Origin of the sequence: Mesorhizobium sp. C277A (genome assembly GCF_040324395.1) — a bacterium.
GTDB lineage: Bacteria > Pseudomonadota > Alphaproteobacteria > Rhizobiales > Rhizobiaceae > Mesorhizobium.
Window position 1 is genome coordinate 1,710,267 of sequence record NZ_JAMYVW010000002.1, and the last position, 16,816, is coordinate 1,727,082.

The window sequence follows — 16,816 nt, forward strand, 5'->3', positions numbered from 1 at the left end:
GGAGCCAAACCGCCGGAGCGCCTGGCCCAATGGTGGATACATCCGGAAACGAAACCATGAGACAAAAAAGAACAAATCCGGATAAAGATTGCTTTTCAGATATTTGACCCCTCTTGCCAAACGAGAACAAAAAAGGTACAAATAGGGCAGGGATTACGGATTGTCCGGCCTTCATTGACGACCAAGGGGTGATGTATCATGGCTCAGAATACTTTGCGGCTTGTAGAGGACAAAGCGGTGGACAAATCAAAGGCTCTGGACGCGGCGCTGTCGCAAATCGAGCGCGCCTTCGGCAAGGGCTCGATCATGCGGCTGGGCGCCAACGAGCAGGTCGTCGAGATTGAAACCGTGCCGACCGGATCGCTTGGCCTCGACATCGCGCTTGGCGTCGGTGGCCTGCCGCGCGGCCGCATTGTCGAGATCTACGGGCCGGAAAGCTCGGGCAAGACGACACTGGCGCTGCACACAGTTGCCGAAGCCCAGAAGAAGGGCGGTATCTGCGCCTTCGTCGATGCCGAGCATGCGCTCGACCCGGTCTATGCCCGCAAGCTCGGCGTCGATCTGGAAAACCTCTTGATCTCGCAGCCGGACACCGGCGAGCAGGCACTGGAAATCTGCGACACGCTGGTGCGTTCCGGCGCCATCGACGTTCTGGTGGTCGATTCGGTGGCCGCCCTGACGCCGCGCGCTGAAATCGAGGGCGAGATGGGCGATTCGCTGCCCGGTCTCCAGGCTCGTCTGATGAGCCAGGCGCTGCGCAAGCTGACCGCCTCGATCTCGCGCTCCAACACCATGGTCATCTTCATCAACCAGATCCGCATGAAGATCGGCGTCATGTTCGGTTCGCCGGAAACCACGACCGGCGGCAACGCGCTGAAATTCTACGCTTCGGTGCGCCTCGACATCCGCCGCATCGGCTCGGTCAAGGACCGCGACGAGGTCGTCGGCAACCAGACCCGGGTCAAGGTGGTCAAGAACAAGCTGGCGCCGCCCTTCAAGGTGGTCGAGTTCGACATCATGTATGGCGAGGGCGTCTCCAAGACCGGCGAACTGGTCGATCTCGGCGTCAAGGCCGGCGTGGTCGAGAAGTCCGGCGCCTGGTTCTCCTACAATTCGCAGCGTCTCGGCCAAGGTCGCGAAAACGCCAAACTGTTCCTGCGCGACAATCCCGACACGGCGCGTGAGATCGAACTTGCGCTGCGGCAGAATGCCGGGCTGATCGCCGAGAAATTTCTTGAAAATGGTGGCCCCGAGCGCGGCGAAAGCGACGACGGCTTCGAGGAAGAATCCGGCGCCATGTAGGGCACGGCCAGAGTTCGGCCATAAATCCAGTCTATTATCCGATGCTTAAGTAACCGAGTTCTTTAGTATTGCGTTTCAAACCGCCGGCCTTCGCGCCGGCGGTTTTCGTTTTTGGGCAGCGTGAAGCCGGCTTGGCAGTTGCCGGATTGGCCCAATTCCGTGTTTCTGGACAGGGTGGGGCGTGCCCGCTAAAAGGCCAAGTCAATCTTCTAAAAAGCAGAGACCAGTGTCCGCCGGCCGTGCCGGCGGTTTTCGCGAAAAGGCAGCACTCATGAGTGGCGTGAACGAGATCCGGTCGACATTCCTCGACTATTTCCGCAAGGAGGGCCACGAGGTCGTGGCCTCGAGCCCGCTGGTGCCGCGCAACGACCCGACGCTGATGTTCACCAATGCCGGCATGGTGCAGTTCAAGAACGTCTTCACCGGCCTGGAGAAGCGGTCCTATTCGCGCGCCACCACTGCGCAGAAAAGCGTGCGCGCCGGCGGCAAGCACAACGACCTCGACAATGTCGGCTACACCGCGCGCCATCTGACCTTCTTCGAAATGCTCGGCAATTTCTCCTTCGGCGACTATTTCAAGGAGCGCGCCATCGAACTGGCCTGGAACCTGATCACCAAGGAGTTCGGGCTGAACAAGGACAAGCTGCTGGTCACCGTCTATCACACCGATGACGAGGCGGCCGGCTTCTGGAAGAAGATCGCCGGTTTCTCCGATGACCGCATCATCCGCATCCCGACCTCCGACAATTTCTGGGCTATGGGCGACACCGGACCGTGCGGGCCGTGCTCGGAAATCTTCATCGACCGTGGCGAGCACATCTGGGGCGGCCCTCCCGGCAGCCCGGAGGAGGATGGCGACCGCTTCCTTGAATTCTGGAACCTGGTGTTCATGCAATATGAGCAGGTCACCAAGGATGAGCGCATCGACCTGCCGCGGCCGTCGATCGACACCGGCATGGGCCTGGAGCGCATGGCCTCCATCCTGCAAGGGGTGGAGAGCGTCTTCGAGACCGACCTGTTCCGTCATCTGATCGATGCGGCCTCGTCAGCGCTCGGGCAGGGCCCGGACAAGGAGACGGTCGCCTCCTTCCGCGTCATTGCCGATCATCTGCGCTCGTCCTCCTTCCTGGTTGCCGACGGCGTGCTGCCGTCGAACGAAGGCCGCGGCTATGTGCTGCGCCGCATCATGCGCCGCGCCATGCGCCATGCGCAGTTGCTCGGCGCCAAGGAGCCGTTGATGTGGAAGCTGGTGCCGGCGCTAGTGCGTGAGATGGGCCAGGCCTATCCCGAACTGCTGCGCGGCGAACAGCTGATTACCGAGACGCTGAAGCTCGAGGAGACCAGGTTCCGCAAGACGCTGGTGCGCGGCCTCGGCCTGCTCTCGGAGGCGACAGATACGCTGCACGCCGGCGATATGCTGGATGGCGAGACGGCGTTCAAGCTCTATGACACGTACGGCTTCCCGCTCGATCTGACGCAGGACGCACTGCGCCAGCGCAACATCTCGGTCGACCTTGCCGGCTTCACCCATGCGATGGAGCAGCAGAAGGCCGAAGCGCGCAAGCATTGGGCTGGCTCCGGCGACGCGGCCACCGAGACCATCTGGTTTTCTGTACGCGAGAAGGCCGGCGCCACCGAATTCCTCGGCTACGAGACCGAACAGGCGGAAGGCCTCATCCAGGCCCTGGTCAAGGACGGCAAGACAGTCGATAGCGCCGGCAAGGGCGACGCGGTGGCGGTGGTCGTCAACCAGACGCCGTTCTATGGCGAGTCGGGCGGCCAGATGGGCGACACCGGCATCATCTCCGGCGAAGGTTTCTCGATCGAGGTTTCCGACACGCAGAAAAAGGCCGACGGCCTGTTCGTGCATCTGGGCAAGGTGACGAACGGCACGGTCAAGCCAGGTGCAGCCGTCGAGCTGAAGGTTGACCATGCGCGCCGCACCCGGCTGCGTGCCAACCATTCGGCAACGCATCTGATCCATGAGGCGCTGCGCGAGGTGCTGGGCACCCATGTCGCGCAGAAAGGTTCGCTGGTCGCGCCCGAGCGCCTGCGCTTCGACATCTCGCACAACAAGCCGATCTCGGCCGAAGATCTCGAAGAGGTCGAGCGCATGGCCAACGAAATCGTCGTCCAGAACAGCCCGGTGACGACGCGCCTGATGTCGGTCGATGACGCCATTGCCGAGGGCGCCATGGCGCTGTTCGGCGAGAAATATGGTGACGAGGTGCGTGTCGTCTCGATGGGCACCGGCGTGCATGGCGCCAAGGCCAATAGACCCTATTCCGTCGAACTTTGTGGCGGCACCCATGTCCGGGCGACCGGCGATATCGGCCTGGTCCGTGTCGTCTCCGACAGCGCGGTCGCCGCCGGCGTGCGCCGCATCGAGGCGCTGACCGGCGAAGCCGCGCGCAAACATCTCGATGAGCAGGACAGGCGCCTGAAGGCAACTGCGGCCGTGCTGAAGATCTCGCCGGCCGACGTGCCGGCGCGTGTCGAGACGCTGCTCGAGGAGCGCAAGAAGCTCGAGAAGGAGCTGAGCGAAGCGCGCAAGAAACTCGCGCTGGGCGGTGGTGCCGCGGCCGATGCTCCGGCCACCACCGAAACCGTCGCCGGTATCGGCTTCCTCGGCAAAGCGGTTTCCGGCGTGTCGCCGAAGGATTTGAAGCCGCTGGCCGATGCCGGCAAGACATCGCTCGGCTCCGGCGTCGTCGTCTTCGTCGGTGCGGGCGAAGACAACAAGGCAAGCGTCGTGGTCGCCGTGACGGACGATCTCGTCGGCCGCTTCAGCGCTGTCGATCTGGTGCGCGTTGCCTCGGCCGCATTGGGCGGGCAGGGCGGCGGCGGACGGCCCGACATGGCGCAAGCCGGCGGTCCGGACGCCTCGAAGGCCAATGATGCGATCGCCGCGGTGAGGGCGGCGCTGGAGGCAGCCTGAAAGCCACCCTATGTCGTATCTGGTTCGTGTGCGGCTTTCCGGCCTTCGCCGCCGTGCTTGCCATTCTGTGGCTGATAGTGGCAAGCCGGCAATCAGCTCTTAGACGGTCCGTCTAGCTAGTCTAGTTCTTTTCGCCGCCTTCAGGGCGCGCGTCATTCTGCTGGAATCGCCCCAGGTGGACAGCCAGATCAGCACGTCCGTGGCGATCGAAATCAGCGACCGTAAAAAGTTCAGCGCCGGGCCGGGCGATTTCAGCTGCTCTTCGGCGTGATGGAGATGGGCGAGCTCTTCCTCGCGGATCGCCAGGATGATGCCTTGCAAGTCGTGGTCGCGATTGGCGAGGAAAAACAGCTGATCGTCCAGATGGCGATGCACCGCCGCTTCAACCGCCGCCGTGCAGGCCCAGATGCCTTGCGGACCGAGCAGGGCGGTGACAGAACCCAGCAGCCAGCCACCCCAGCTCCAGAATTGCATCACCCGGCACGGTCGCGCCTTCCGCGCCGGCATGGCGGCACGGAAGGCGGCGCAATGCGTGCGCTCGTGCCCGAGCATCTCCGACAAGGATGGCACGCAATCCGGCCAGAAGCGCCTGGCGACAAGAATCTGCGCCGAATAGATCCTGATCGCACCGAACTCACCGGCGTGGTTGACCCTGACAATTCTGGCGATGGTGAGCGCGTCCTGGCGAGATGGGTCAGCCATGGCCCGAACCCATATCAGCCCGCCGCCAGGCTCGGACGTTTTGCGATGCCGTCCCACCAGGCCTGGATGTCGGCGAACGCCGCAAGCAGCTTTTGCCCGTCGGCGACCTTGACGAAATAGGCGATGATGGATGCCGCATGCAGGTCGGCCAGCGTCAGCTGGTCGCCGAGCAGCCACGGCCCGGGAGGCTTGAGTGCGGTGAGCACCCGCAGCACCGTTTCCGCCTGGCGCAGCCCGTTGGCGACCAGTGCCTCGTCTGGCGCTTCCTTCTCAAGCCGCTCGACGGCGACGTCCCAGACCATCGATCTGTAGGCATAGGCGTCGAGCATGCCGATGATCTGGTTCATCGTTGCGCGGGTGCGGGCGTCTTTTGGCTGCAGTGCCGGGCCGTCGAACGCCTCGTCGACATAGCGGGCGATTGCGCTGGTTTCGAACAGGCGAAACCCGTCATGCTCGACGGCCGGAATGCGGCCGAAAGGGTGATGCTCGAAGTACCAGGCGGGAGTGCCCTCGGCGGCAAAGACATCGACGGGCACAAGGTCGTAGTCGATGCCTTTTTCCGCCAGCACGAGGCGGACGATGCGCACATAGACGCTGTAGTCCGCCCCGTAGACGACCGGCTTGGCCATGGCTGCCGGCTTACGCCATCGCCTTCTGCAAATTCTCGTCGATCTTGTCGAGGAAGCCGGTGGTCGACAGCCATGGTTGGTCGGGACCGATCAAGAGCGACAGGTCCTTGGTCATGAAGCCGCTCTCAACCGTCTGGATGCAGACCTTCTCCAGCGTGTCGGCAAATCGCTTCAACTCGGCATTATCGTCGAGCTTGGCGCGGTGGGCGAGGCCGCGCGTCCATGCGAAGATCGAGGCGATCGAATTGGTCGAGGTTTCCTCGCCCTTCTGGTGCTGGCGATAGTGGCGCGTCACGGTGCCGTGCGCGGCCTCCGCTTCCACCGTCTTGCCGTCCGGCGTCATCAGCACGGAGGTCATCAGGCCAAGCGAGCCAAAACCTTGCGCCACCGTGTCGGACTGGACGTCGCCGTCATAATTCTTGCAGGCCCAGACGTAGCCGCCAGACCATTTCAGGGCGGAGGCCACCATGTCGTCGATCAGCCGGTGCTCGTACCACAGCTTCTTCGCCTTGAACTCGGCCTCGAATTCAGCCTCGTAGACCTCCTGGAAAATGTCCTTGAAGCGGCCATCATAGGCTTTGAGGATGGTGTTCTTGGTCGAGAGATAAACCGGATAATTGCGCAGCAGGCCGTAATTCAGCGAGGCGCGGGCGAATTCGCGGATGGAGTCGTCGAGATTGTACATCGCCATGGCAACACCGGCGCCGGGTGCGTCGTACACGTCGTGCTCGATCACCTTGCCGTCCTCGCCGACGAACTTGATGGTCAGCTTGCCCTTGCCGGGGAAGCGGAAGTCGGTGGCGCGATACTGGTCGCCGAAGGCATGACGGCCGACGATGATCGGCTTGGTCCATCCCGGCACGAGACGCGGCACGTTCTTCATGATGATCGGTTCGCGGAAAATGGTACCGCCGAGAATGTTACGGATGGTGCCGTTGGGCGACTTCCACATCTTCTTCAGCTTGAATTCCTCGACGCGCTGCTCGTCGGGCGTGATCGTCGCGCATTTCACACCGACGCCCCATTTCTTGATGGCATTGGCCGAATCGATGGTCACCTGGTCGTTGGTGGCGTCGCGGTGCTCGACGCCGAGGTCGTAATATTCGAGCTTCAGGTCGAGATAAGGGTGAATCAGCTTGTCCTTGATGAACTGCCAGATGATGCGGGTCATCTCGTCGCCGTCGAGCTCGACGACCGGGTTCGCCACCTTGATCTTCGCCATGAAAAGAATGCCTCGCTTTTGGGGAACTAAACGGCCTTGCCCGCATGGCTTCGGCCGGGGATGCGGAGCGTATATCAAAGCCTATTTGGCCGCGCAAACGCCGATCCGTGCAGAATGGGTCGTCTGTGCCGCGACCGGTGTTTTGCAAAAGCTTCATTTTGCCGAGCGGATGTGGCAGGGAACGCTGAAATGCCGCAAACAGCAGTTCATTGAGATCATGTCCGCCGTCGATCATCCTGAAATCGCATCCGCCGCCGGGCCGGCGATCATCCTGGTCGAGCCGCAGCTCGGCGAGAATATCGGCATGGTTGCGCGCGCCATGGCCAATTTCGGCCTTGCCGAACTGAGACTGGTCAACCCGCGTGACGGCTGGCCGAGCGAGAAGGCGCGCGCCGCCGCCAGCCGCGCCGACCATGTCATCGATGCCGTAACAGTGTTCGGCGACCTGGCGTCCGCCGTCGCCGACCTCAACTTCGTCTTCGCCACCACGGCGCGGGAGCGCGACGGCTTCAAACCCGTGCGTGGTCCGGTCGAAGCGGGCAGGGCGCTGAGGGCGCGTCAGATGGCCGGCCTGCGCACCGGCATCTTGTTCGGCCGCGAGCGTTTTGGGCTCTACAATGACGAGGTCGGGCTGGCCGACGAGATCGTCACCTTCCCGGTCGATCCCGGCTTTTCGTCGCTCAACATCGCCCAGGCCGTGCTGTTGATGTCCTATGAATGGATGAAATCCGGCCTGGAGGACGAGACGGCGACTAATTTCTCCAGTCCTGAAATGAAGCCGGCGAGCAAGGAAGAGTTGCACGGCCTGTTTGCCTATCTCGAAGGCGCGCTCGAAGCGCGCGGTTATTTCCGCCCGGCGCCCAAGAAACCCAAGATGGTCGACAATCTGCGCGCCGTCTTGACGCGCGCCGGTTTCGCCGAGCCGGAACTGAAAGTGCTGCGTGGCATCATCTCGTCGCTCGACCGGTTTTCGCCGGCCATGCCGCGCGGTGACGGCTCGCCGGGAGACGATCCAAGGCGTTTGCCGGCCGCTGCGCGAAAACGCCAGGCAGACAAAGAAGATTAGAAATCGCTAAGCTTCGAACGGCTGAAGTAACCGAATTTTATTTGCCTCTCGTCCATTGTTGTCAAAACGGTGGGGTGGCAAATGTTCACGTCCAAAATCGGCCGTATGCGCTTCTTCTTCTATTCGCTCGGCGTAGCCCTGCTCGAGGCCATTCTTGCTGTGCTGTGCATCGTTGGCACGATCGGCTTTGAGGGGCTGGTCAACTCGGCGCCCGGTCCATCGAGGCAAGGCATGGCAGGCGCGGTTCTGGTCGTTTCCCTCCTGGCTGTGGTCATGCGTGCCAACATCGCCTGGCGACGCAGCCGCGACGCCAACGGCAAAGCCTGGATCCTGTGGTCCTACATCGTGTTCTGCGCCATCTACGCCTTTCTGCAGGCAGGCACGCTGCTGGTCATCGATTTCAAAAACCCGGAAAGCACGTCCAGCGGTTTGAACCTGCTGGCGCTGTCGATCTTTGGCCTTTGGTGCACGATCCTGGTGGCTAAGCCGGTGGCGGGCATCAATATCGACGAACTGACATCGGTTTTCGATTTCGATGGCGATACGCCCATGCCTGCGGGATCCGGCCGGATGGCCAGCAGCACGGCACAGTGTTCCATGCGCAACGCCACACCGGCCACGCGCTCGGTGCCGTCCGCCCAGCCTATGGGCCGCCCGCGGCCCGCCGGCTTCGGCAAGCGCGGGCTCTAGGCCGAGGCAAGGTCGTCTTCGCCGGCTTTGCATAGAACTTGCTGACATTCGCCACTTCAAGACCATGATGGTTGCAGATAGAAGAACGGCATTGGCCAATGACCGCCAAGCCTTCTGATCCAGCCTCTTTCATGGTCCGATATCAATGAGCCACCGTCCGATCCTGATGTTCGATTCCGGCGTTGGCGGATTGACCGTGCTGCGCGAAGCGCGCGTGCTGATGCCCGACCGGCGCTTCGTCTACGTCGCCGATGACAAGGCCTTTCCCTACGGCGCCTGGGAAGAGCCGGCGCTGCAGGCCCATATAGTCGAGCTCTTCGCCAAGCTGCTCGACCGTTTTGATCCGGAAATTTCGGTCGTCGCCTGCAATACCGCTTCGACGCTGGTGATCGATGCGTTGCGGGAAAAATTCCCTGGCCATCCCTTTGTCGGCACGGTGCCGGCAATCAAGCCGGCTGCCGAGCGCACCCGGTCCGGGCTGGTCTCGGTGCTGGCGACGCCGGGCACGGTGAAGCGCCAGTACACGCGCGACCTGATCGGCAAATGGGCGCAGAAATGCCATGTCCGGCTGGTCGGCAGCAACAATCTCGCCGGACTGGCCGAGGCCTACATGCGCGAGGGCTTTGTCGACGAGGAGGCCGTGCGTGCCGAGATCGCACCGTGTTTCGTCCAGCATGACGATTTGCGCACGGACATCGTCGTGCTCGCCTGCACGCACTATCCGTTCCTGGCCAATCGCATGCGCAAGACCGCGCCCTGGCCGGTCGACTGGATCGACCCGGCCGAAGCGATTGCGCGGCGTGCTCTGTCGCTGCTTCCGGCTGTCGACGGACCATTGCCGCAAAGCGAGCCCGACATCGCCGTCTTTACCTCGGGAAAGGCGGATTTCGCCATCAGCCGGCTGATGCAGGGTTTTGGATTGAGCGCGCGCTAATGCATGTCGCCCAAAAGTGCGCAGCGGTTTTGGGACAACGACATGCATAAAACGAAAAACTAAAGCGCGTCGCCGACGCGCTTTAGGCAGGCTCGAAGACAATGACGCGTCGATCCGGATCGGCCGAAACAAGCCTTAGCGTCAGGCCATCGCCCTGCCTGAACCCTGAGGCCTTCACATTCGCAACGACAGGCATGTCCGAGAGCTGAACGCGCGCACGCTGATCACCGACGTCGGTGACGACGGCCTTGAATGTTTCACCCACGCGCCCCCTCAGCATCACCGCCTCGGCAAGGCCGATGGCCGCGTGGTTGATCTGCGAGGCGCGGGCGCCTGCGCGGCCCATCACCTTAGGCAGTCTGGAAAACGCCTCGGTAACGGCTTGCGGCACCGGCTGGCCGTTGGCGATGGCCAGCACGCAGCGCACGACGTAGCGATCGGCCAGCCGCCTCAGGGGCGCGGTGGCGTGGGCATAGGTCGCGGCCATCGCCTCGTGCCAGGGGACAACGCCTTCTTCATAGGGTTGGTAGGACGCACCGGAGCCGGCGCGGCGGATTTCCAGCATCAGCGCTGCCTGTTGCATGTTCGTCGGATCGAGGGTTCGCTGATAGTCGGACAGGTTGGTCGAAGGAGGCCAGGACAGGCCTAAGGCCCGTGCCGCGCTGCGCAGTCTTTGTACTTTGGAAGCATCGGGCGGCGCCATCACCCGGAACAAGCCGGTCCGGTGTGCCAGCATGGCGTCGGCAATCGCCATGTTGGCGGCCAGCGAAAGTGCTGCGTTGTCTTGCTCGGATTGCAGCAGCGGCCTGAACGCAAGCTGGAACGTGCCATCGGCAAGCTGTTCCACCTCCTGCTCGGGCGGGTCGACGCGCGAAGCGCCGCGACGGTCTTCGGCCGCCGCCATGCGCCGCGCGATTTCGGCGAAGCCGACTGGGACGTCGGCGGCCTGCACGCTGTCATAGGCGAGCTTGGCGCGGCTTTGAATGATTGCCCGCTCCGCGCCATCCAGCCTTACCGCTCCGTCGTCGGCGATCCGGACCGTGAAGATGACAGCCGGACGCGGACCGCCGGGTAGCAAGCTCGCGGCGCCCTCGGCAATGACCCGGGGATAGAGCCCGGCCTTGCCGTCCGGCAAATACAGGGTTTCGCCCCGCGCCCAGGCTTCGCGATCCACCGCGTCGCCGTCCGCGACGAACCAGGCTACGTCGGCAATCGCATAGTGCAACAGAAGGTCGCTACCGCTCGCTTCGATCGAAAACGCTTGGTCAAGATCGGTGGAAGTCGCGGGATCGAGCGTCACGAAGGGCATCGCCGTGCGGTCGGCATGCTGGTCGGGCACGCGCCTGGCCGCCGTCTGTGCCATGGCCATTACATCAGGGGGAAATCCCTCCGGCACATGGAACTCGGTGCGGATTTTCGCGAGGCCGGTGGCGAGTGCCTGCGAGGGATCGTTCAACGATTTCATGGCGCCGTCCTACACCGGCGTTGCGGGCACGGGAAGGTGGTTTTGCCGGCAGTGCCGGCCGACCATGGGCAGGCATGAGCGCGGAACGGAAGTTGACCGCCAGCGCTGGAACCGTCGCCGGAGCGCAACGTTTCTTCCTCTGTCAGCAAAGGAGGTGCCGATATGCCTGCAACCTCAAAAGCACAGCAAAAGGCCGCTGGCGCAGCCCTGTCGGCCAAGCGCGGCGAGACCAGGAAGAGCGAACTTCAAGGCGCGTCGAAGTCGATGTACAATTCGATGAGCGAAAAGCAGCTCGAGGAATTCGCAGAGACCAAGCGCAAAGGCCTGCCGGAGAAGAAATCGGCAGACTGAAACCTTGAACCGAGTCGATAAACAAAGCCCGTGGCCGAAACCACGGGCTTCTTCGATTCAGGCCAAGCCCGAAACTCCTGACGTCACCAGCAGCGCTTCACCTTGTAGCGGATGACCTTCTTGTGGCCATGCCGCCAGATGACCTTCTTCTTCACCACGACATGGCAGGTCTGACGATGCTTGTGGCCCTGCCAGTGCTTGGCCATCGCTGGCTCGGGCACGGCGATCGACATCGTCCCGGCCATGACGGCTGCACCGACCAACGAGAGGAAAAACTTCTTCATGCGACTTCGGGCTCCTTTGGCTCAGTCCCTTCCTAAATGCCGTCGGCGCAACAACCTCCCGCCGCATCCGGCACGGCACTCAACGCCAAAGACGTGATATGGTTGCCGGGCCCAGCGCCAGCGACGCGCTTGACTCTGCTCAAATCTCCGTTTATCGAGCGCACCAACACCGGGCCGCAATGCCCGGTTGTTTCTTTTGCATGGCAAGCCCGGGAAAGCAGGTTTATCGTTTCCTGGGTTTTGTCTAGACTGACGTGTCCCGTGGGTTTTCCGCCGCGTTGCGTGGGAAAACCCTGTCAGGCCTCGAAAACGGAGGCCAGAGGAGGGCGCGTTTCCTTCACCCGGACCATGAGGCTCCGGGTGGTTTGTTTTGAAAGGGAATGCGATGAGCAAGCGCGAATCCGCGAAGTACAAGATCGACCGCCGTCTCGGCGAAAACATCTGGGGCCGCCCGAAGTCCCCGGTCAACAAGCGTGAATACGGCCCCGGCCAGCACGGCCAGCGCCGCAAGGGCAAGCTTTCCGATTTCGGCCTGCAGCTGCGCGCCAAGCAGAAGCTGAAGGGTCACTATGGTGATGTCTCCGAAAAGCAGTTCCGCAAGGTCTATGAAGAGGCTGATCGCCGCAAGGGCGACACCTCCGAGAACCTGATCGGCCTGCTCGAGTCGCGTCTCGACGCGGTCGTCTACCGCTCCAAGTTCGTGCCCACCATTTTCGCGGCTCGCCAGTTCGTCAACCACGGCCACGTCAACGTCAACGGCAAGCGCGTCAACATCGGCTCGTACCGTTGCAAGCCGGGCGACGTCGTCGAAGTGCGCGAAAAGTCGAAGCAGCTGGTCATCGTGCTGGAAGCGGTCGGCCTCGCCGAGCGCGACGTGCCGGACTATATCGAAGTCGATCACAACAAGATGGTCGCGACCTTCTCGCGCATCCCCGGCCTGGCCGATGTTCCGTTCGCCGTGCAGATGGAGCCGAACCTGGTCGTCGAATTCTATTCGCGCTAAGCGATCGCTTTCTGCGATACCGGAAAGGGCCGCCCGTCGAGGCGGCCTTTTCTTTGTCGGCCATGTCCGCTAATCCGGCACTCTCGGCTATGGAAAGCGACAAGCCATGAACATGCTGGCAGGCATCGACACAGTTGAACCGATTGCTGAAGGCGGCTTCCACCCGCTGTTTGCCGACGTGCCGTCTTCGGTCGAGTTCAACAAACTGCGTAAGCGGCTGTTGCGGTTGGCCCGCCAGGCGATCGACGATTTCGCCATGGCGAGGCCCGGCGACCGCTGGCTGGTGGCCTTGTCCGGCGGCAAGGATTCCTACGGCCTGCTGGCCGTGCTGCTCGATCTCAAATGGCGCGGGCTACTGCCGGTCGAGCTGCTGGCCTGCAATCTCGACCAGGGCCAGCCGAATTTTCCGAAGCACATTTTGCCCGACTACCTCGATGCGCATGGCATTGCCCATCGCATCGAGTATCAGGACACCTATTCGGTGGTCACCGACAAGCTGCCTCAGGGCAGCACCTATTGTTCGCTGTGCTCGCGGCTGCGGCGCGGCCATCTCTATCGCATCGCGCGCGAGGAGGGCTGTTCGGCGCTGGTGCTCGGCCACCACCGCGAGGACATTCTCGAAACCTTCTTCATGAATCTGTTCCATGGCGGCCGCCTTGCCGCCATGCCGCCAAAGCTGCTCAACGACGACGGCGACGTCATGGTGCTGCGGCCGCTGAGCTACTGCGCCGAGGTCGATCTGGAAAAATTCGCCGCCGCTATGAAATTCCCGATCATTCCCTGCGATCTCTGCGGCAGCCAGGAAGGCCTGCAGCGCAACGCCATGAAGGCGATGCTGGACGATATGGAAAAGCGCATGCCGGGCCGCAAGGATACGATGCTGCGCGCGCTGTCCAACACCAGGCCGTCGCATCTGCTCGACAGAAAGCTGTTCGACTTTGCCGCCCTCAATGGCAGCCTCAGCACAGGACAAGACATTTCCGATGATATTTGACGACCAAGCGATCGACTGGCTGGCCGAGCTTCTCGCCGATGCAGCCAGGGCCGAAATCATGCCACGCTTTCGCCGGCTGGGCGAGGGCGACATCAGACAGAAGACCTCGGCTGCCGACCTGGTGACCGAGGCCGACATCAACGCCGAGCGGCTGATCACGGCCAGGCTGCGCGAGCGCTATCCCACGGCGATGATCGTCGGCGAGGAAGCCTGTTCCGACAATCCGGCGCTGCTTCAGGGGCTCGGCGATGCCGACCTCGCCTTCGTCGTCGACCCGGTCGACGGCACCTTCAACTTCGCCTCCGGCGTGCCGCTCTTCGGCGTCATGCTGAGCGTCGTCGTCAAGGGCGAAACCGTCGCCGGTATCATCCATGACCCCGTAGGCCGGGACTGGCTGATCGGCGCCAAGGGCGCCGGCAGCCATATCCGCCATGCGCATGGCGCGCTGGAGACGGTGCACGTCGCCGATGCCGTGCCGATCTCGCAGATGACCGGCTCCGTCTCCTGGCAATATCTGGCGGAACCGCAACGCTCGCTCCTGGCGCGCAACCAGACCAAGACCCTGTCGCAGTTCGGCTATCGCTGCGCGGCACATGAATACCGTCTTCTGGCCAGCGGCCATGCCCATTTCGTCGTCTACAACAAACTGATGCCGTGGGACCATCTGGTCGGTGTGCTGATCCACGCCGAGGCCGGCGGCTACACCGCGCGGATCGACGGTAGCGCCTATCTGCCCTCGCATATCGACGGCGGCATTCTTGTCGCCCCGGACAAGGAAAGCTGGCAGGAGTTGCGCAGGGAACTCTGGGCGCAATAGTCGGTCCAACTGCCGGTAGACGCTTTCGTCAAGTATATTGGCTCTGTTATAGTGGTCCAATCGCTCGCGAAGCCGGAGCCGCGAAATGAAACATCGGTCCGCAATTGTCGCAACGGCACTTGCACTTGCCCCGGTCGCCTGCGCCACTGAGGCACGATCGCAGGAGCGCGCGTGTCGTAGCCCCGATCCCATCGACACCATCGACGAAATGTTCGACGCGATCTTTGCCTGTTGGCAGCCGCCGCCTGGAAGTGCTGGCCTGACCCTGACGCTGAGTTTTTCAATTCGCAAAAACGGCACGCTGATGGGCAAGCCGCGCGCCACTTTCTCCCATATGGGAGATGATGCCTCGCTCAACCGGGTCTTTGTGTCATCCGTGCTCGAAGCGCTCGACAAGGCTCTGCCGATGCCGCTGTCGGACAGCATGGGTGGCGCCATCGCAGGGCGCCCGCTGTTCCCTCGTTTCACGGCAGTGATTGGCGGCGCATCCTGAAACGCGTCGCATAAAGGTGGATGCGGTTTTGAGACCAACAATCTCAAGGCGCGTCGCTCAATGCAGGTCGGTGACGTGCCCTGAAATGGGTGGGTTGTGCGGCTGGAACATCTTGCCGCGCTCGGCGATCAGGATCATCAGCAGGGCCGCGACCGAGACGCTGCAGAAGCCGGCGGCAAGCGGCGTCACCGTGCCGTTGAAGGCCTGGCCGATCAGCGTGCCGAGGATGCCGCCGAGAAAAGTCTGCATGAAGCCCAGGATGGACGACGCGGTGCCCGCCAGTTGGCCGAGCGGTTCCATCGCGAGCGCGTTGAAATTGGCGCCGAGCGCGCCGAACGGGAGCATCGCACTGGCGAAGAAGGTGATGAACAGCCAGAGTGGCATCTTCATTTGAAGCGAAACGGTGAGCCAGGCAAGGCTGATCACCAGGAACAACAGCAGTGCGCTCTGCGACAGGCGGCGCATGCCGATGCGGCCGACCAGGCGCGAGTTGAGGTAGTTCGAAAAAGCGAGAACGCCGGCGACACCCGCGAAGATGACAGGAAACAATTCGCCGACATGAAAAATGTCGACATAGATCTGCTGTGCGGAGGCGATGAAGCCGAACATGGCGGCGAAAATGAAGGTGCTGGCAAAGGCGTAGCAAAGCGCCATGCGGTTGGTGAGCACGATACGGAAACCACCGACGACGGATGAGACTGTCAGCGGCCGGCGGTACTCCGGATGCAGCGTCTCCGGCAGCCGCAGCAGCGACCACGCCGACACGATCAGCGCTCCGACGGCCATGGTGACGAAGATCCAGTGCCATGTTGCGAACAGCATGATGAACTGGCCGATCCCAGGCGCGATCACCGGGATGGCCATGAACACCATGAAGATCAGAGACATCACCTCGGCCATGCGCCGACCGTCGAACGTGTCGCGCACGATCGAGACGGCGATGACGCGGGTCGCCGCCGCACCGATGCCTTGCACCAGCCGGCACAGCAGCAGGACGGCGAATGACGGGGCGATGGCGGCAGCTGCCGCCGCCACGACATAAATCGCCAGCCCGGCAACGAGCGGCGCGCGGCGCCCGAACCGGTCCGAGATCGGTCCGAAGAAAAGCTGTCCGCCACCGAAGCCCAATATATAGGCGGTGATCACATACTGGCGGTGGTTTTCATTCTCAACGCCAAGCGTGGCGCCGATTTGCTGCAGTGCCGGCAGCATGATGTCAATGGCCAGCGAGTTCAACGCCATCAGTGCCGCGCACAGCGCGATGAATTCCCAGCGCGGAATAGGCAATTTGCGTGCCTGTTGCGGCGCTTTTGCTGGCTGGTCCACGGCGGGTCCGATCTTCAAAACGAATATGCGCCGGCATGCCGGCGCATAAGTTCGTCCTCACTCCGATAGGGGGAGGTAACATTTTGCCGGGGCGGGGCTGCCCCGTCTCAACTCAGAATCAGGCTGTCGCTTTGACGCTGACGCCCTTGTCGACGAGCAACGTCTGCAACTCGCCTGCCTGGAACATTTCGCGGATGATGTCGCAGCCGCCGACGAATTCGCCCTTGACGTAAAGCTGCGGGATCGTCGGCCAGTTCGAATATTCCTTGATGCCTTGGCGCAGTTCGGCCGAGGTCAGCACGTCGACGCCCTTGTAGTCGGCGCCGATGTAATCGAGGATCTGGACGACCTGGCCGGAAAAGCCGCACTGCGGAAAACCGGGCGTGCCCTTCATGAAAAGGACGACGTCGTTGCCCTTCACTTCGCTGTCGATGTAGTCGTTGATGCCGCTCATGAGATATCCTTTCACGCCTGTGGGAGTCAGGCTCGAAGCATAGCCATCAAATAAACCCATAGATGGGCCGAAACAAGATGTTTGCGCCGCCGTCGCGGAAATGGCGCAAAGGATCGCCTGTCTTGGGCCAAGCATCCGAGCCGATT

Annotated in this window: 17 protein-coding genes; 10 read left to right on the forward strand and 7 right to left on the reverse strand. The window is 62.5% G+C overall.

The genetic code is table 11. The features are described from left to right. Positions 1–198 precede the first annotated feature (198 nt). On the forward strand, positions 199–1,302 hold the full coding sequence (gene recA / locus NKK52_RS08530) for a recombinase RecA (protein ID WP_023684868.1): 1,104 nt from the start codon (positions 199–201) through the stop codon (positions 1,300–1,302). Between the two features lie 271 nt (positions 1,303–1,573). Then, positions 1,574–4,240 carry an alanine--tRNA ligase gene (gene alaS, locus NKK52_RS08535; protein ID WP_286461055.1) on the forward strand — a complete coding sequence of 889 codons (2,667 nt, stop codon included), beginning with the start codon at positions 1,574–1,576 and terminating at the stop codon, positions 4,238–4,240. 99 nt (positions 4,241–4,339) lie between these two features. On the opposite strand, the gene NKK52_RS08540 is transcribed toward alaS, so the two are convergent. From NKK52_RS08540 to NKK52_RS08550, 3 genes are read right to left on the reverse strand one after another with little or no spacing between them, the layout of a single operon-like run. Next, positions 4,340–4,942, reverse strand: a complete 603-nt coding sequence (locus tag NKK52_RS08540) for a demethoxyubiquinone hydroxylase family protein (protein ID WP_023684870.1) — start codon at positions 4,940–4,942, stop codon at positions 4,340–4,342. Positions 4,943–4,956: 14 nt separating this feature from the next. After that, positions 4,957–5,571, reverse strand: coding sequence for a glutathione S-transferase family protein (locus tag NKK52_RS08545; RefSeq protein WP_023684871.1), 615 nt, complete (start codon positions 5,569–5,571; stop codon positions 4,957–4,959). A 10-nt stretch (positions 5,572–5,581) separates the two neighbouring features. Continuing rightward, positions 5,582–6,793, reverse strand: coding sequence for an NADP-dependent isocitrate dehydrogenase (locus NKK52_RS08550; RefSeq protein ID WP_023669114.1), 1,212 nt, complete (start codon positions 6,791–6,793; stop codon positions 5,582–5,584). 217 nt (positions 6,794–7,010) lie between these two features. Here NKK52_RS08550 and NKK52_RS08555 point away from each other — a divergent pair, with 217 nt between their 5' ends. The 3 genes from NKK52_RS08555 (at position 7,011) to murI (ending at position 9,483) form a co-directional block, all read left to right on the forward strand. Continuing rightward, the gene (locus tag NKK52_RS08555; protein WP_023684872.1) at positions 7,011–7,859 is read left to right on the forward strand and encodes an RNA methyltransferase; all 849 of its coding nucleotides are present in this window, start codon (positions 7,011–7,013) and stop codon (positions 7,857–7,859) included. 81 nt (positions 7,860–7,940) lie between these two features. Then, entirely contained in the window at positions 7,941–8,549 is a 609-nt protein-coding gene (locus NKK52_RS08560; RefSeq protein WP_023684873.1) for a DUF805 domain-containing protein, read from the forward strand. Between the two features lie 145 nt (positions 8,550–8,694). Next, positions 8,695–9,483 carry a glutamate racemase gene (gene murI / locus NKK52_RS08565; protein ID WP_023684874.1) on the forward strand — a complete coding sequence of 263 codons (789 nt, stop codon included), beginning with the start codon at positions 8,695–8,697 and terminating at the stop codon, positions 9,481–9,483. An 82-nt stretch (positions 9,484–9,565) separates the two neighbouring features. On the opposite strand, the gene NKK52_RS08570 is transcribed toward murI, so the two are convergent. Then, the gene (locus tag NKK52_RS08570; RefSeq protein ID WP_023684875.1) at positions 9,566–10,948 is read right to left on the reverse strand and encodes an RNB domain-containing ribonuclease; all 1,383 of its coding nucleotides are present in this window, start codon (positions 10,946–10,948) and stop codon (positions 9,566–9,568) included. A 162-nt stretch (positions 10,949–11,110) separates the two neighbouring features. On the opposite strand from NKK52_RS08570, the gene NKK52_RS08575 reads away from it, so the two are divergent. Next, a complete protein-coding gene (locus tag NKK52_RS08575; protein ID WP_023684876.1) occupies positions 11,111–11,299 on the forward strand; it encodes a DUF3008 family protein in 189 nt (62 codons plus the stop codon). A gap of 83 nt (positions 11,300–11,382) precedes the next feature. Here NKK52_RS08575 and NKK52_RS08580 read toward each other — a convergent pair whose 3' ends face one another. Next, positions 11,383–11,583, reverse strand: coding sequence for a hypothetical protein (locus NKK52_RS08580; protein ID WP_023684877.1), 201 nt, complete (start codon positions 11,581–11,583; stop codon positions 11,383–11,385). A gap of 385 nt (positions 11,584–11,968) precedes the next feature. Between NKK52_RS08580 and rpsD the strand changes: the two genes are divergently transcribed. The 4 genes from rpsD to NKK52_RS08600 all read left to right on the forward strand — a co-directional run bounded on the left by rpsD (position 11,969) and on the right by NKK52_RS08600 (position 14,890). After that, the gene (gene rpsD / locus NKK52_RS08585; protein WP_023669107.1) at positions 11,969–12,586 is read left to right on the forward strand and encodes a 30S ribosomal protein S4; all 618 of its coding nucleotides are present in this window, start codon (positions 11,969–11,971) and stop codon (positions 12,584–12,586) included. Positions 12,587–12,692: 106 nt separating this feature from the next. Continuing rightward, positions 12,693–13,580, forward strand: coding sequence for a tRNA 2-thiocytidine(32) synthetase TtcA (gene ttcA / locus NKK52_RS08590; protein ID WP_023684878.1), 888 nt, complete (start codon positions 12,693–12,695; stop codon positions 13,578–13,580). Beyond that, positions 13,570–14,397 (forward strand): inositol monophosphatase family protein, encoded by an 828-nt coding sequence (locus NKK52_RS08595; protein WP_023684879.1) that lies wholly within the window; start codon positions 13,570–13,572, stop codon positions 14,395–14,397. The genes ttcA and NKK52_RS08595 overlap by 11 nt, the downstream gene beginning before the upstream one ends. A gap of 85 nt (positions 14,398–14,482) precedes the next feature. Continuing rightward, a complete protein-coding gene (locus NKK52_RS08600) occupies positions 14,483–14,890 on the forward strand; it encodes a UCP034077 family protein (RefSeq protein ID WP_023684880.1) in 408 nt (135 codons plus the stop codon). 57 nt (positions 14,891–14,947) lie between these two features. Here the strand turns inward: NKK52_RS08600 and NKK52_RS08605 are convergent, their stop codons facing one another. Both NKK52_RS08605 and grxD read right to left on the reverse strand, forming a co-directional pair. Continuing rightward, entirely contained in the window at positions 14,948–16,216 is a 1,269-nt protein-coding gene (locus tag NKK52_RS08605) for a multidrug effflux MFS transporter (protein ID WP_023684881.1), read from the reverse strand. A 118-nt stretch (positions 16,217–16,334) separates the two neighbouring features. After that, positions 16,335–16,670 (reverse strand): Grx4 family monothiol glutaredoxin, encoded by a 336-nt coding sequence (gene grxD, locus NKK52_RS08610; protein ID WP_023669102.1) that lies wholly within the window; start codon positions 16,668–16,670, stop codon positions 16,335–16,337. Positions 16,671–16,816 lie beyond the last annotated feature (146 nt).

Excerpts from the sequence above, each read along its gene's own strand:
- recA (WP_023684868.1), top strand. The coding sequence starts at position 199 with ATGGCTCAGAATACTTTGCGGCTTGTAGAGGACAAAGCGGTGGACAAA.
- alaS (WP_286461055.1), top strand. The coding sequence starts at position 1,574 with ATGAGTGGCGTGAACGAGATCCGGTCGACATTCCTCGACTATTTCCGC.
- NKK52_RS08540 (WP_023684870.1), bottom strand. The coding sequence starts at position 4,942 with ATGGCTGACCCATCTCGCCAGGACGCGCTCACCATCGCCAGAATTGTC.
- NKK52_RS08545 (WP_023684871.1), bottom strand. The coding sequence starts at position 5,571 with ATGGCCAAGCCGGTCGTCTACGGGGCGGACTACAGCGTCTATGTGCGC.
- NKK52_RS08550 (WP_023669114.1), bottom strand. The coding sequence starts at position 6,793 with ATGGCGAAGATCAAGGTGGCGAACCCGGTCGTCGAGCTCGACGGCGAC.
- NKK52_RS08555 (WP_023684872.1), top strand. The coding sequence starts at position 7,011 with ATGTCCGCCGTCGATCATCCTGAAATCGCATCCGCCGCCGGGCCGGCG.
- NKK52_RS08560 (WP_023684873.1), top strand. The coding sequence starts at position 7,941 with ATGTTCACGTCCAAAATCGGCCGTATGCGCTTCTTCTTCTATTCGCTC.
- murI (WP_023684874.1), top strand. The coding sequence starts at position 8,695 with ATGAGCCACCGTCCGATCCTGATGTTCGATTCCGGCGTTGGCGGATTG.
- NKK52_RS08570 (WP_023684875.1), bottom strand. The coding sequence starts at position 10,948 with ATGAAATCGTTGAACGATCCCTCGCAGGCACTCGCCACCGGCCTCGCG.
- NKK52_RS08575 (WP_023684876.1), top strand. The coding sequence starts at position 11,111 with ATGCCTGCAACCTCAAAAGCACAGCAAAAGGCCGCTGGCGCAGCCCTG.
- NKK52_RS08580 (WP_023684877.1), bottom strand. The coding sequence starts at position 11,583 with ATGAAGAAGTTTTTCCTCTCGTTGGTCGGTGCAGCCGTCATGGCCGGG.
- rpsD (WP_023669107.1), top strand. The coding sequence starts at position 11,969 with ATGAGCAAGCGCGAATCCGCGAAGTACAAGATCGACCGCCGTCTCGGC.
- ttcA (WP_023684878.1), top strand. The coding sequence starts at position 12,693 with ATGAACATGCTGGCAGGCATCGACACAGTTGAACCGATTGCTGAAGGC.
- NKK52_RS08595 (WP_023684879.1), top strand. The coding sequence starts at position 13,570 with ATGATATTTGACGACCAAGCGATCGACTGGCTGGCCGAGCTTCTCGCC.
- NKK52_RS08600 (WP_023684880.1), top strand. The coding sequence starts at position 14,483 with ATGAAACATCGGTCCGCAATTGTCGCAACGGCACTTGCACTTGCCCCG.
- grxD (WP_023669102.1), bottom strand. The coding sequence starts at position 16,670 with ATGAGCGGCATCAACGACTACATCGACAGCGAAGTGAAGGGCAACGAC.